Annotated in this window: 12 protein-coding genes; 8 read left to right on the forward strand and 4 right to left on the reverse strand. The window is 73.2% G+C overall.

Annotated elements, in window-relative coordinates; all coding sequences use genetic code 11:
• Positions 1–50: 50 nt before the first annotated feature.
• Positions 51–1,373, forward strand: a complete 1,323-nt coding sequence (locus ACIGFK_RS23820) for a sensor histidine kinase (RefSeq protein ID WP_400053474.1) — start codon at positions 51–53, stop codon at positions 1,371–1,373.
• A complete protein-coding gene (locus ACIGFK_RS23825; protein WP_376659344.1) occupies positions 1,370–1,999 on the forward strand; it encodes a response regulator in 630 nt (209 codons plus the stop codon). The genes ACIGFK_RS23820 and ACIGFK_RS23825 overlap by 4 nt, the downstream gene beginning before the upstream one ends.
• 11 nt (positions 2,000–2,010) lie before the next feature.
• Here the strand turns inward: ACIGFK_RS23825 and ACIGFK_RS23830 are convergent, their stop codons facing one another.
• Positions 2,011–3,495 carry a PLP-dependent aminotransferase family protein gene (locus tag ACIGFK_RS23830; protein WP_400053476.1) on the reverse strand — a complete coding sequence of 495 codons (1,485 nt, stop codon included), beginning with the start codon at positions 3,493–3,495 and terminating at the stop codon, positions 2,011–2,013.
• Positions 3,496–3,583: 88 nt separating this feature from the next.
• Between ACIGFK_RS23830 and ACIGFK_RS23835 the strand changes: the two genes are divergently transcribed.
• From ACIGFK_RS23835 to aceB, 3 genes are all read left to right on the forward strand, one after another.
• Positions 3,584–3,778 carry a hypothetical protein gene (locus ACIGFK_RS23835; protein ID WP_386464073.1) on the forward strand — a complete coding sequence of 65 codons (195 nt, stop codon included), beginning with the start codon at positions 3,584–3,586 and terminating at the stop codon, positions 3,776–3,778.
• Entirely contained in the window at positions 3,733–4,356 is a 624-nt protein-coding gene (locus ACIGFK_RS23840) for an NTP transferase domain-containing protein (protein WP_386464070.1), read from the forward strand. Before ACIGFK_RS23835 ends, ACIGFK_RS23840 begins: the two co-directional genes overlap by 46 nt.
• A gap of 251 nt (positions 4,357–4,607) precedes the next feature.
• The gene (gene aceB, locus ACIGFK_RS23845) at positions 4,608–6,227 is read left to right on the forward strand and encodes a malate synthase A (protein ID WP_386464067.1); all 1,620 of its coding nucleotides are present in this window, start codon (positions 4,608–4,610) and stop codon (positions 6,225–6,227) included.
• Positions 6,228–6,312: 85 nt separating this feature from the next.
• Here the strand turns inward: aceB and ACIGFK_RS23850 are convergent, their stop codons facing one another.
• A complete protein-coding gene (locus ACIGFK_RS23850; protein ID WP_400053479.1) occupies positions 6,313–8,265 on the reverse strand; it encodes a DUF262 domain-containing protein in 1,953 nt (650 codons plus the stop codon).
• Positions 8,266–8,568: 303 nt separating this feature from the next.
• Here ACIGFK_RS23850 and ACIGFK_RS23855 point away from each other — a divergent pair, with 303 nt between their 5' ends.
• Positions 8,569–9,690: a GDSL-type esterase/lipase family protein gene (locus ACIGFK_RS23855; RefSeq protein ID WP_400053513.1), complete on the forward strand. Its 1,122-nt coding sequence runs from the start codon at positions 8,569–8,571 to the stop codon at positions 9,688–9,690.
• Between the two features lie 51 nt (positions 9,691–9,741).
• Here ACIGFK_RS23855 and ACIGFK_RS23860 read toward each other — a convergent pair whose 3' ends face one another.
• Positions 9,742–10,128 (reverse strand): VOC family protein, encoded by a 387-nt coding sequence (locus ACIGFK_RS23860; RefSeq protein ID WP_386464064.1) that lies wholly within the window; start codon positions 10,126–10,128, stop codon positions 9,742–9,744.
• Positions 10,129–10,242: 114 nt separating this feature from the next.
• Here ACIGFK_RS23860 and ACIGFK_RS23865 point away from each other — a divergent pair, with 114 nt between their 5' ends.
• A complete protein-coding gene (locus tag ACIGFK_RS23865; RefSeq protein WP_376662307.1) occupies positions 10,243–10,836 on the forward strand; it encodes a 3'-5' exoribonuclease domain-containing protein in 594 nt (197 codons plus the stop codon).
• A 24-nt stretch (positions 10,837–10,860) separates the two neighbouring features.
• Here ACIGFK_RS23865 and ACIGFK_RS23870 read toward each other — a convergent pair whose 3' ends face one another.
• Positions 10,861–12,936, reverse strand: a complete 2,076-nt coding sequence (locus ACIGFK_RS23870; protein WP_400053481.1) for an ATP-binding protein — start codon at positions 12,934–12,936, stop codon at positions 10,861–10,863.
• Between the two features lie 149 nt (positions 12,937–13,085).
• Here ACIGFK_RS23870 and ACIGFK_RS23875 point away from each other — a divergent pair, with 149 nt between their 5' ends.
• On the forward strand, positions 13,086–14,165 hold the full coding sequence (locus ACIGFK_RS23875) for an Lrp/AsnC family transcriptional regulator (protein WP_376662309.1): 1,080 nt from the start codon (positions 13,086–13,088) through the stop codon (positions 14,163–14,165).
• Positions 14,166–14,188: the final 23 nt, after the last annotated feature.

Here is a 14,188-nt window from a genome sequence, read left to right on the forward strand (position 1 = left end):
AACTTTCGGTTGACCGGGGGCGCCCCGGCCCCAATTACGCTGGTCTGGCCATGGCTGTTCTGATTCCCCCCGCACCGCGCCCCCTCACCCCCGTCTCCCGCGTCCTGCGGCTGTGCCTGCACGCCCTGCTCTGCGGGCTGCTCGCACTGGCCGCAGGTCGGGCCGTCGCCGACTCAGCGCCCCGGGCCGGATGGGTGACCGCCGCCTGCGCCCTGCTGGCCGCCGTGTACGCGGCCGGCGTACGGGCCCCCTCGGTGCACCGCTCGCCGCGCGCCGCGGCGGTGTGGCTGGCCTCGCTGGGCGCCGCCTGGGCGGCGCTGCTCGTGGTCTCCCCCGAGGGGCTGTGGATCGCCTTCCCGCTGTACTTCCTGGAGCTGCACCTGCTGCGGCTGCGCTGGGGCGTCACGGCCGTCGCGGTGACCGCCTGCGCGGCCATCGCCGGCTTCCTCGGGCACAGCGGCGCGGTGACCCCCGGGGCCTTCCTGGGGCCGCTGCTGGGCGGGGCCGTGGCGGTGGCGACCGTACTGGGCTACCAGGCGCTGTACCGGGAGAGCGAGCGGCGCCGGGAGCTGATCGAGGAGCTCATCGCGACCCGGGCCGAGCTGGCCGCGGCCGAGCGGGGCGCCGGGATCATGGCCGAGCGGGAGCGGCTCGCCCGGGAGATCCACGACACCCTCGCGCAGGGCCTGTCCTCCATCCAGCTGCTGCTGCGGGCGGCGGAGCGGGCCCTCTCCGAGGCTCCGGCGGGTGGTGCGCGCCCGGCCCCGCCGGCCGCGGAAGCGGCCCGGGCCCGGACCGCGTCGGCCGGCAGCGGGGCCGGGGCCACCACGGCCGGCAGCGGGGCCGAGGTCTCCGCAGCTCAGGCGGCGGCACTCGGGCACATCGCCCGGGCGCGGGAGGCCGCGCAGGAGAACCTCGCCGAGGCGCGCCGCTTCGTACGGGCCCTCACCCCGCCGGACCTGGAGCACGGGTCGCTCGCCGCCGCACTGGAACGGCTGTGCGCGGGGGCGCCGGGGCCCCGCGTGCGGTTCTCGCTGAGCGGCAGCCCGCGCGCACTGCCGACCCCGTACGAGGTGGCCCTGCTGCGGATCGCCCAGTCGGCGCTGGCCAATGTGGTGCGGCACGCGCGGGCGGACCGGGCCGAGATCACCCTGACCTTCATGGACACCTCGGTGACCCTGGACATCGTCGACGACGGGCGGGGCTTCGACCCCTCCTCTGCCGCGTCGGCCTCGGGCGACGGCGGCTTCGGGCTGCCCGCGATGCGCTCGCGCGCCGAGACCCTGGGCGGGCTGTTCACCGTGGAGTCCGATCCGGGCCAGGGCACCGCCGTGGCCGTCACCCTGCCGTTGCCCCTGGAGGCGTCCCGATGACGATCCGGCTGCTGCTCGCCGACGACCACCCGGTGGTCCGGGCCGGGCTGCGCGCGGTGCTGGACACCGAACCGGACTTCGCGGTCGTCGCCGAGGCCGCGACCGCCGAGCGGGCCGTGGAACTGGCGGCCGCCGAGCCGGTGGACGTGGTCCTGATGGACCTCCAGTTCGGGCCCGGCATGCACGGCTCCGAGGCGACGGCCCTGATCACGGCCCGCCCGGGCGCCCCGCGGGTGCTGGTGCTGACCACGTACGACACGGACGCGGACATCCTGGCCGCGGTGGAGGCGGGTGCTTCGGGCTACCTGCTCAAGGACGCCCCGCCGGAGGAACTGGCGGCGGCCGTCCGCACGGCCGCAGCGGGCCAGTCGGCGCTGGCCCCGGCGGTGGCGCTGCGGCTGATGGACCGCATGCGGACGCCGGCGGAGGCGCTGACCAAGCGGGAGCTGGAGGTGCTGCAGCTGGTGGCGGACGGGCTGTCGAACCAGCAGATCTCGAAGAAGCTCTTCCTCAGTCAGGCCACGGTCAAGTCCCACCTGGTGCACATCTACGCCAAGCTCGGCGTGGACTCCCGCACCTCGGCGGTGGCCGCCGCCGCGACCCGCCGCCTGATCCGCACGCCGTAGACCGGCCCCCGCTACGCCACCCAGTGCGGCCGTTCCACCGCCGGAGGGAGTGGGACGCCGTCGTGGAAGGCGCTCGCGAGGCGGCGTACGCCCTCGTCCAGGCGGTCGGCCGGGAGGGTGTACGGGATCCGGAGGCGGTGTTCGAAGGTGCCCGGGTCCACGCCGAAGCGGGCGCCCCGGCCGATGTGGACGCCGGCCGCCGCGGCTCGCTCGGCCAGGGCGGAGCTGACCGGCTCCCCGAGGTCCACCCAGAGGGAGAGGCCGCCCGGCGGGAGCTGCCAGGACCATTCGGGGGTGTGCCGCTGGAGGGACCGTACGAGGGCCGCGCGCTGGGTGCGCAGCTCCTCGAGCCGTGCGGGCAGGGACCGGTCGAGGCCGTCCATCAGGGGGAGGGCGACCAGCTGGTCGAGGACCGAGCCGGTCATGTCCGCCGAGACCCGTACGGCCGTCAGCTCGGTGATCATCTTCGCGGTGGCCCGGATCCAGCCGACCCTCAGGCCGCCCCAGTGGGTCTTGCTCAGCGAGCCGATGGTGATCACGTGGTCGGCGCCGCCGCGCGGGGCGAGCGAGGCCAGCGGCGCGGGCGCGGGCACGTCGAGGGCGATGTCGGCGATGGTCTCGTCGACCACCAGCCAGGTCCCCGTGGACCGGGTCGCCGCGAGCAGCCGCAGCCGCTGCTCCGGCGGCATCAGGCTGCCCGTCGGGTTCTGGAAGTCGGGGATCACGTACGCGAGCCGCGGCACGGTCTGGCGCAGGGTGGACTCTGCGATCTCCATGTCCCAGCCCGCGTCGGAGACGGCTATGGAGCCGGTGCGCACCCGGGCGTGACGCAGGGCGTCGAGGGCGTTGGCGTAGGTCGGGTTCTCGGTGACGACCCGGTCCCCGGCCCGGCACAGCAGGCTGACGACCAGCGCGAGGGCCTGCTGCGCCCCGGCCGTGACCAGGATCTGCTCGGGGCGGGTGGGCAGCCCGCGCCGGGTGAACCGGTCGGCGACGGCGGTGCGCAGGTCGGGCAGGCCGTAGGGGTGGTAGCCGGGGGTCCGGGCAAATTCGGGGAGCCTCTGCGCGGCCCAGGCGAAGGCCTCGGCGAAGCTGTCCGCGGGGGCGCCCATGGCGGCGATGGCGAGGTCCACGCCGGAGTCGCCGTCGGCGCGTGCGCCCGTCCCGACGATCGCGGGGGATCCGACCGGGAGGTGGCCGTCGGGGAGTTCGGTCCAGGTGCCGGCGCCGCGCCTGCTGCGGACGTAGCCGCTCTCGCGCAGCAGGTCGTAGGCGCCGGTGACGGTGGCCCGGCTGGCGCCGACGGCCTCGGCGAGCTCGCGCTCGGCGGGCAGCCGCACGTGGAGGGCGATGCGGCCGTCCAGGATCAGGGTGCGGACGGCGTCGGCGAGCGAACGGTAGCCGGGGCGGGCCAGGACCTCGGCGGGGAGGAGGGCCGCGAGCTGGCGGCTGCCGATGGTCCTGTCCGCTGTGTGGACGACTCGCCCGTTTGCCATGCCAACCTCCCCTGATTGGCTCTGCCAGCCAGGCCAATCGAGGACCAGACTCGCCGTATTGGCCCCCGATTGGCAAGGAGAAGCCGAGATGCTGACCGACCGTGACGAACGTGCCCTGCTGGCCGCCGCCGAGAACCGGGTCTCCGAGCCGCTGCGCATCGGTGCCGCGCTGGCCTCCGTACTGGGCCTCCTGACGGGGCGCCGCCGGGCGGCCCTGCAGGAGCGAGAATCGGTGGCATGCCAGCCGACACCGAACCCGCTGCCCGCACCGCTCCCCCGGTGATCGCGGGCCTGCTCCTGGCGGCCGGCGGCGGCCGGCGCCTCGGGGGCCGCCCCAAGGCCCTGCTCCCCCACCGCGGCCGCCCGCTGGTCGAGAACGCCGTACGGGTGCTGCGCGAGGCGGGCTGCGGCCCGGTGCACGTGGTGCTCGGCGCGTCCGCGGGCGAGGTGCGCGAGCGGGCCGACCTGGCCGGCTGCACGGTCGTGGACAACCCGGACTGGGCGGAGGGGATGGGCTCCTCCCTGCGGGCCGGCCTCGCCTCGCTGGCCGGTACGGGCGCGAGCGCGGCCCTGGTCTCGCTGGTGGACCAGCCCGGGATCGGCCCGGCCGCCGTGGCCCGGGTCCGGGAGGCGTACCGCTCTCCCGCGAGCCTGGCGGCGGCGGCGTACGACGGGGAGCGCGGCCACCCCGTGCTGTTCGGCGCGGACCGCTGGGCGGACATCGCGTCGACGGCGACGGGCGACAAGGGCGCGCGGGTGCACCTCGCGCGACACGCCGGGGAGCTCGTCCTGGTGGAGTGCGCGGACGTGGCGGAGGCCTTCGACATCGACACGCCGCCCGACCTGGCCCGTCTCTCCTGAGCACGGTGTGACGGTGATGGCACTGAGGGCCACGAGGAAGTGGAATCTGTCGACTCAGAGAATCTCGACATCAACAAACCATTGAACTTCCACCATGAGGAAATTACTATCCACTGGTCAGAAGCGCCCTGAACCACATTCGGCGCCCGCGACCGTATGCCGGAACTCTCCACACCCGACGACACTGCGTGCCGTCCAGCGCGAGCATTCCCCCGCGGCCGCCAGGCACCGCCGCTGAAGGAGTGACAGATATGTCCGCACCAGCGCCGTCCCCGCTGGCCATCGTCGATGCCGAGCCCCTGCCCCGGCAGGACGAGGTCCTGACCGAGGCGGCCCTCGCCTTCGTGGCGGAGCTCCACCGGCGGTTCGCCCCCCGCCGCGCCGAGCTCCTCGCGCGCCGCGCCGAGCGCCGCGCCGAGATCGCCCGGACCTCCACCCTCGACTTCCTCCCGGACACCGCACAGGTCCGCGAGGGAGACTGGAAGGTCGCCCCGGCCCCGGCCGCGCTGAACGACCGCCGCGTGGAGATCACCGGTCCGACGGACCGCAAGATGACCATCAACGCCCTGAACTCGGGCGCCAAGGTCTGGCTCGCCGACTTCGAGGACGCCTCTGCTCCCACCTGGGAGAACGTCGTCCTCGGCCAGCTCAACCTGATCGACGCCTACGAGCGCCGCATCGACTTCACCGACGCCCGCACCGGCAAGGCGTACGCCCTCAAGCCCGCCGCCGAGCTGGCGACCGTCGTCATGCGCCCGCGCGGCTGGCACCTCCAGGAGCGCCACCTCCGGTTCGAGGGCGCGCCGGCCTCCGGCTCCCTGGTCGACTTCGGCCTGTACTTCTTCCACAACGCGCAGCGCCTGATCGACCTCGGCAAGGGCCCGTACTTCTACCTGCCGAAGACGGAGTCGCACCTGGAGGCCCGCCTCTGGAACGAGATCTTCGTCTTCGCCCAGGACTACGTCGGCATCCCGCAGGGCACCGTCCGTGCGACCGTCCTCATCGAGACGATCACCGCCGCGTACGAGATGGAGGAGATCCTCTATGAGCTGCGCGACCACGCGGCGGGCCTGAACGCCGGGCGCTGGGACTACCTCTTCTCCATCGTCAAGAACTTCCGTGACGGCGGCGAGAAGTTCGTCCTCCCGGACCGCAACGCGGTGACGATGACCGCCCCGTTCATGCGGGCGTACACCGAGCTGCTGGTCCGCACCTGCCACAAGCGCGGTGCGCACGCCATCGGCGGCATGGCGGCCTTCATCCCGTCCCGCAAGGACGCCGAGGTCAACCGGATCGCGTTCGAGAAGGTCCGGGCCGACAAGGACCGCGAGGCGGGCGACGGCTTCGACGGCTCCTGGGTCGCCCACCCGGACCTGGTCCCGATCGCGATGGCCTCCTTCGACGCGGTGCTCGGCGAGAAGCCGAACCAGAAGGACCGGCTGCGCGAGGACGTGTCGGTGGCCCCGGGCGAGCTCATCGCGATCGACTCCCTGGACGCGAAGCCGACGTACGACGGCCTGCGCAACGCGGTCCAGGTCGGCATCCGCTACATCGAGGCCTGGCTGCGCGGCCTCGGCGCCGTCGGCATCTTCGGCCTGATGGAGGACGCGGCCACCGCGGAGATCTCGCGCTCGCAGATCTGGCAGTGGATCAACGCGGGCGTCGTCTTCGAGAACGGCGAGACCGCCACGGCCGACCTGACCCGCAAGATCGCGGCCGAGGAGCTGGCCGCCATCCGCACCGAGGTCGGCGAGGAGGCCTTCACCTCCGGCAAGTGGCAGCAGGCCCACGACCTCCTCCTCCAGGTCTCCCTGGACGCGGACTACGCGGACTTCCTGACCCTCCCCGCGTACGACCAGCTCGTCGGCTAGTACCCGGCTTCGACTGATACGCACAGGAGTCGAACGCCTGATCGTGCCCCGGAGCCCCACGGCTCCGGGGGCACGATCACGTTCGCTACCCGCTGCGGCCCGCACGGGAGTTCTCGATGTACGCACGCAACGCGTCCGCCGTGTGGAACACCCGGTACCCGCCCACCTCCAGGGCCGCCTGCACCTCGGGCTCAGGCTCGAAGATCAGCACCACAGGGCTGCCCGCCTCCTCCTGAAGTCCCCGCAGCCACACCGCCGCCGCGATGGCGATCACCTCACCGGTGGCCGGATCCGCCACCTCGGCCTCCGTGTCCGGCATGGAGAGCCCCGCGTCGGCAACGGCCCGGAGGAGCTCGTCCATGCCGGGGACCTCGTCGTCACCCCCGGTCACCGGAGCCGTCTCCACAGCCCGCGCCACCTGCACCCCCTGCGGCTGGGTGGTCGGCCCGGTGAGCGCCACGGGCGAGGGGCCGTCGCGCAACGCACCGAGGAACCCGTTCGCGGCGTCGGCCAGCAGCTCCCGGCGGGCCTTCAGGAAGTCGGGGTAGTTCTCGACCTTCCACAAATCCCGGTCCAGGGGAATCCACTGGCTCGCGAGCACGCCGGGATTCCTGGCCTCGACCTCTTCCAGGTACTCGACCGGGTCCTTCGCGCTGATCTTCAGATTGCTGTCCTGCGTGAGGAAGCAGAAGTTCGCGACCGCGTTGATCTGGCCCCGGCCGTATCCGTGGTCCCTCAGCCGGGCCTTGGGGAAGATGTGGTGTACCTGGAGCGAGGCCATCTTGCCGAGCATGTTGTGCTTCAGCGGTACCGCGCTGATGAGGTCCTGCGCGCCGTACACCCGGGAAAGCATGTAGAGCAGAGGGTAGAAGCGCGCCCCGATGCTGTAGCCGTCGAAGTCGTCGGCGGTGATCTCGAGGTGGCCGCGGCTGCGCCGCAGGACCGCGATCAGCTGGTCCACTCCACCGCTGTCCAGGGCGTCGAGGTCGCGGTTGAGGGTGGTTTCGACGGACGCTGCGTATCGGCCCCACAAGAAGCTGTGGATGTACCAGTAGAACAGCCGGTCGCGCGTCATCGCATCCGGGAACCAGCCGCCGTTCTGGTGCAGCAGCCTGCTCATCACGGGGAACGCGGCGCGGCCGCTGAGCACCCGGTCGTGGTCGAGCCCCAGCCGCCCGCCGAGCGCGTCCAGCAGGTGGGACACCGCCTCGGTCGAGGCCTTGAGTCCGGTCTTGAACTCCGCAACCCCCACGTCGGCCAGCTTCTCGAACTGGGCCTCGCCCTTCAGGACGGCGTTGACGTTGCGCAGGAGCCAGTCGAGCTTGAAGTCGTATCCCGCGGCCGCCCACTGCGCCAGGGCGCCGTTCATGCTCGGCCGCGCGTCCGGCCAGACCGCGCAAAGGGCTGCCAGCGCGAGATCGCCCTTGGAGAGCTTCGTACCACCGGAGTTGACCTCGTTGAAGATCTCGACGACGACGTCGACGGTCTTGTCCGGGCCCGTCACCTCCTCGATGTGGACCTGCCGTTCCTTGATCTGGAGGATTCGGACCAGCCGGCCGTGGTAGAGCCCGAGGGACTCGGGGCCCGCGCCAGTCTGCTGCACGATGCCGAACAGGCCGTCGATCCCTGCCTGGAACAGGCCCGTCACATCGATCCAGGTCGGATCGTTCTTCATCTTCGCGGGCGCGTAGAACTCAAAGACCTCTGTGCGGACGTTGAAGTGCAAGCCGGTGAAAGCCGCGGCCTTGCCCTCGAAGAACTTCGGCGCCTCGCCCCGCGTCACCCCGTAAAGAGTCGTGACCCGCTGCTGACCGTCGAGGAGCAGTTGGATGGTGCCGTCCTTGCCCGAGGGGCCGCCCCGGGTGTCCGCCGTCTCGGCCTTGGTGCTCCAGGTCAGGAAGCTGCCGACCGGGTAGGCCCGGTACATGGAGTGGAAGAAGGCGCGGACCTGGTCGCGGGTCCACACGTAGCCGCGCTGGAACTCGGGGAGCGCAATGTCCCCAGAGTCCACTTTGTCGAGGATTTGATAAATCTGCACCCTAACCCCACCCCATTCAACTCTTTGTTGCGCGAAATCTAACAGCCGCCACTGACGCCGAATCAGGGCCGAACGACCGATCGGTCGTTACTCGTTCGTAACTTGCCTGTACCTAGCGGTAACAAGCGGCTGCGTGTCACCTTTCCGTTGCCACCGGCCGGCGGTACCCCCACTTCCCAGCCACGCAACGGAGTCGTTGCCGACTTCGGCATGGCCGAACGCAGGAGTTCCGCAGTGATCGGATTCCGCACCGCAAGCAAGGACCGGGACCGCCGTCGTGTGCGACGACTGGCCGGGGCCGGGATGGTTCTGCCGCTCGCCGTCGGGGCGCTGCTGGCCGGCGGGGCCGGGACCTCCGCCGCCAGTTCCGGGACCGGCCCCACCGCCGTGGTGTCCATGGGCGACAGCTACATCTCCGGCGAGGCCGGGCGCTGGAAGGGCAACAGCCTCACCAACACCGGGAACCGGAACGGGACCGACCGGGCCTGGGTCAGCGGCAGCGTCTACGACCCCGCGAAGGTGTACGGGACCACTGCGGGCGGGTGTCACCGCTCGGACTCCGCCGAGGTGCGCAGCGCCGGGGCGATCGCCGACGTGGCGGTGAACCTCGCCTGCTCCGGGGCGGTCTCGCAGAACGTGTTCCGGGCCGCCAGTGGCGGCGTCTCCTTCAAGGGCGAGGCCCCGCAGGCCGATCAGCTCGCCGCGGTGGCCGCGAGCCACGACGTCAAGGTCATCGCGCTGTCCATCGGCGGGAACGACCTGGGCTTCGCCGACATCATCAAGGAGTGCGCGCTCGACTTCAGCCTCTGGTACTCCTACTGCTACGACGACCAGCAGGCCGTGGTGGACGGGAAGATCGACGCGGCGATGGCCGGTGCCGGCAAATCCGTGGACGAGATCCGGGCCGTCATGCGGGCGGCCGGGTACGCCGACTCCTCGTACCGGATCGTGCTGCAGTCCTACCCGTCGCCGATCCCGCGCGGCGCGGAGAACCGGTACACGCAGAGCGACTGGAGCCGGCTCAACACCGGTGGCTGCCCGTTCTGGAACCGGGACTCGGACTGGGCGCGGGACTCGCTCGTGCCGCAGATCGCGAACCGCATCAAGGGGGTCGCCGCGGCCAAGGGCGTCCAGTTCCTGGACCTGCGGGACATGCTCCAGGGGCGGGAGGTGTGCGCCAAGTCCAGCAAGCTGGTGAGCTCGACGGTGCCCGCCTCGGCGAAGACGAGCGAATGGGCGCGCTGGATCGACAGCAGCGAGACCCAGAGCCTGGTCCAGGAGTCCATGCACCCGAACTACTACGGCCAGCTGGCGGCCGGCCGCTGCCTCGCCCTGGCGCTCGCCCAGCCCGCCGGTTCCGGCGTCGGCTGCAAGAACACCGCGGGCGGGGACGAGACGGGGATGTACCTGACCCCGGCCCCGTAGCCGTGCCGCGGGACCAGGGTCCGGCCCTGGTCCCGCGGCCGCGGTCGGGTCCTACACGGACTCGCTGAGCACGGACAGGACGTTTCCCGCCGGGTCCTTGAACCAGGCGATGGCGGCGGGCCCGTCGTCCGGGCGGACGATGCCCTTGCCGTCGGCCTCGAACCCCTCGTAGCGCTCGAAGCGGACGCCCTTCGCCGTCAGTTCGTCGACCGCCTTCTCGACGTCGGCCACGGGGAAGTTGAGGATCGTGAAGGTCGCGGGCTGGTGGTCGTCCTTCGCGTAGACCATCACCTCCGTGCCGCCGGCGAGGTGCAGCGTCAGGAGCGGCATCTCCGCCGTCTCGGTGACGCGGAGCCCGAGCGTGCCGCCGTAGAACTCCTTGGCCCGGCCCAGGTCGTCGACGGAGAAGCCGCTGAACGCCTTGGTGTCCTCGAACATGATCACTACCTCGATCCGCCGCACGGCCCTCTTCCCAGTCTCCCCCCGGGCCCCACGGCCGTCGACCGGGAAATGAGGTGATCGTCCGGGGCGGTGGCTGGCATGCTCTCGCGCATGGCAGTCCGCAACGCACGTCCCAGTCTTTACATCTCCGTCGACATCGAGGCCGACGGACCCATTCCAGGACCGTATTCGATGATCAGCTTCGGAGCCGCGGTCGCCGGGCGGCAGGAAGGCGACGCGTATACGGCCGCCGACCCCGAGCGGCAGACCTTCTACCGCGAGCTGCGGCCCATCAGCGACGAGTACGTCGCCGAGGCGCTCGCCGTCAGCGGGCTGGACCGCGACCGGCTGGTCCGCGAGGGCGAGGATCCGGGGGCCGCCATGGACGCGTTCCGCGCCTGGGTGCGGGAGGTGGCGGCGGAGGCGGGCGCACAGCCCGTGATGTGCGGCTATCCGGCCTCCTTCGACTGGACCTTCCTGTACTGGTACCTGATGCGGTTCGGCGGGGACAGCCCCTTCGGCCACTCCGGCTGCCTGGACATGAAGACCCTGTACGCGACGAAGGCGCGGGTGCCGCTGCGGGCCGCGGTCAAGGGCCGGATGCCGCGCGAACTGCACTCCACGCGCAGGCACACGCACCACGCGCTCGACGACGCCGTGGAACAGGCCGAACTGATGAGCAATCTGATGCTCTGGACGCCCTGAGGCGCGAGCGGCGGCGCGCCCGGGTCAGAGTTCCGGGAGCAGGCGGTGCAGCGGGGTGCGGGCGCCCTCCCGGAGGGCCGAGCGGAAGGCCTCCGGGGTGAGCCGGGCGCGCAGGACCCGTTCGGCGCGGGGGGCGGGCGCGGCCGCCGGCCGGGTGCGGGAGACGCAGCCGAGCAGCCGTGCGGCCTCCGCGAACCGCCCCCGGTCCGCCTCCAGTTCCGCGAGCACCTCCACCGCGAAGGCCTGGCCGACGCCGTCACCGAGGGCGAGCAGGGTCCGCAGGGTGCGCAGCAGGGCGGCCCGGGCTTCGGCCGGACGGCCCCCGTGGCGGTGGACCATCGCGTGGGAGAACTCGCTCCAGGCGCACGCCCAGGGATCACCGGCGCCGGCCCGCGGCCCCCTGGGCGGGCCGGAGTGCGGGCCGCCGAGCAGGTCGGACGGCAGACCGGACCACGGGCCCCCAGGCAGACCGGACGGCGGGTCCCCCGGCAAAGCGGACGGCAGGCCGGACGGGCCGGCCTCGACCGGGACGGACGCGGGGTCGGTGTGGGCCAGCGCCATGGTGTGCGCGGCGCGCAGCGCCTCCCGGCCGGGGCCGAACTCCGGTTGCTCCGGAAGCAGTTCCAGCCCCTCCAGGAACTCCGCGGCGGCGTCCTCGTACCGCTCCTCCCACAGCGCGACCGTCCCCCGCACGTGCGCGAGGTAGGCGAGGCAGGTGTCCTCCCCCTCCTGTACGGCCGCGCTCCACGCCTCCACCAGCAGCGGGTCCGCCGCGGCCGCCTCGCCGAGGCTCGCCACCAGCCAGGCGGCCAGCCACAGCGCGCGGGCCGGGCGCGGTGCCGGGTGCAGGGCGAGGGCGCGTTCCACGTGGCGCCGGCCCTCCTCCGTCAGCCCGCACGCCGACCACAGGAACCACAGCGACACGGCGATCTCCAGTGCGGCGGCCGGGCCGGCCGCGGACAGCGGGTTCATCGCCACCCGCAGCTCCGGCAGCTCCCGCAGGGCCAGGGCCCGCGCCTCCTGCTGCGCCCCCTCCCGCCACAGCTGCGCCGCCCGCTCCGCCAGCACCCGGCAGCGCTCGTGGTGGCGCCGGGCGGCCGTCGCCCCCTCCCCGGCCGGGCCGTGCGCGAGCAGCCGGGCCGCGTGGGCCCGTACGGACAGCGGCAGCCGGTAGCGGTCCGGCCCCGTGCCGTCCGCGAGCAGGCCGGGGACGAGGTCGTGCAGCACCTCGGCGGCGCTCTCCCGGGTGAGCACGCCGAAGCCGCACACCTCCGCGGCGGCCGCCAGGTCGAAGGAGCCGGCGAAGACGGACAGCCGCTCGCGCAGCAGCCGCTCGGCGGGCGGCGCCAGCCGGTGGGAGCGCTCGGCGTCGACCCGGGTCCCCCGGCCCGCGCCGCCGGCGAGGAAGGTCAGCGGATCCGCGGCCAGCCGGCGCAGCGCCTGGTCGGGGGCGTACTGGTGCGAGCGCCCGGCGGCGAGCTCCAGCGCGCCCGGGATCCCGTCGAGGGCCCGGCACAGGGCCGCAACGGCGCCCGCGTTGCGTTCGGTCAGCGCGAAGAAGGGGTCGGCGCCCCGGGCCCGCTCCTCGAAGAGCCGTACGGCCGCGTACCCGGCGATCTCGGCCACCGGCATCCGCCCGACGGGCCCGGCGGCCGCCCCGGGCGCCGCGGGCAGCGACAGCGGCGGTACGGCCGACGCGGCCTCCTCACGGAGCCCCAGACGGCGCTGCGAGGTGGCCAGAATCCGCAGGCCGGGGAGGACCGCGAGCAGCCTCCCGGCCAGGCCCCCCGCCTGGCCCCGCAGCTGCTCGCAGCCGTCGAGCACCAGCAGCACCTCGCGCCCCGCGAGCGCCGCCAGCAGCTCGGCTTCGAGCTCCGGCAGGCGCGGCGGGTCCAGGCGGGCCAGGTCGGCCCAGCACACGTCGGTGCCTTCGCTGCTGTTCAGGGAGCGTACGGTGCGCACGGCGAGCCGGGTCTTGCCGATGCCGGCCGGGCCGGTGAGGGTGACCAGTCGTTCGACCGCGAGCAGCTTCGCGACGGCGGCCAGCTCCCGTTCGCGGCCGATGAAACTGGACAGCTCCGCGGGCACCGTCTGGCGCATGCCCGCGCCGGCCTCCCCCACAGATCCTCCCCCGATGTCCTGAACCTGCCTGCGACAGCCCCGTTGAGCTGTTGAATACAGGAAGAGAGATGATCGGCCGAAAGTCCGGATGACCGAACGGCTACCGGGAGATCCACCAGGTGAGGATGATGAATTCGGCCATTTCCGCCACGGACGACATGGACCGGGCGCTCGTCCACGCACTGCAGCTCGCTCCGCGCGCGAGCTGGGAGCGGCTGGGCCCGGTGCTCGGCGCCCGCCCGGACACCCTGGCGCGCCGCTGGGAGCGGCTGACGGAGTCCGGTGAGGCGTGGATCAGCGGGATCGGGCTGCTCACCGGCAGCAGGCCGCCCCGGATGGCCTGGGTGGAGATCACCTGCGCCGCGGGCACCTCCCCCGCGGTGGGTGCCGTACTGTCCGGCGACCCGCACGCGCTGGGCGTGGAGCACCTCACCGGCGGCCGTGACCTGCTGGTCTTCGTGGCGGTCCCGGACGTGCACGCGCTGTACCGGTACCTGTCCTTCCGGGTGCAGCTGATCCCCGGGGTGGTCTCCACCCGGTCCTCGGTGGTCACGGCCGTGCACCACGCCCCGGACCGCTGGCGGCTGGACCAGCTCACCCCGGCGCAGAGCGACCGGCTGACGGGGCGGACCGGCCGGCCCCGCCGCCCGCCGGGCGGACCCCTCTCGGCGGCGCCGTCGGCCGCGGCCTCGCTGGCGGAGGAGGAACGGCCGCTCGTCCTGGCCCTGGCCGCGGACGCGCGCCGCAGCGTGGCGTCGCTGGCCCGGGAGTTCGCCATGAGCGAGTCGACCCTGCGCAGGCGCCTGGCCCGGCTGGAGGCGGGGCAGAGCCTGCGCTTCAGCAGCGCGCTCGCGTCGGGGCTGTCGGGGTGGCCGGTCTCGGCGACGGTGTGGGCGGAGGTGCCCGAGTACGAGGTGGCGGACTGCGCGGCGGCGGCCGCGGGGCTGCGCGAGACCCGTACCTGCATGTCCGTCAGCGGGCGCTGGAACTTCATGATCGGCGCGCGGCTGCGCACGGTGGAGGACCTCTCGCGCTACACCGCCGACCTCGCGCGGCGGCTGCCCGGGCTGCGGATCACCGACTCGGCGGTGTCGCTGTACGTGCGCAAGTCGGAGGCTCAGGAGCTGGACCACGCGGGCCGCCGGATCCGGACGGTGCCGCCGGACATCTGGTCGGAACCGGCGCCGGAGTCTTCCGCTGCGTTCTGACGGCGCACGGCGGTCCACCGGAC

The sequence above is a fragment of the Streptomyces sp. NPDC085524 genome, from assembly GCF_044541755.1.
Taxonomy (GTDB): domain Bacteria; phylum Actinomycetota; class Actinomycetes; order Streptomycetales; family Streptomycetaceae; genus Streptomyces.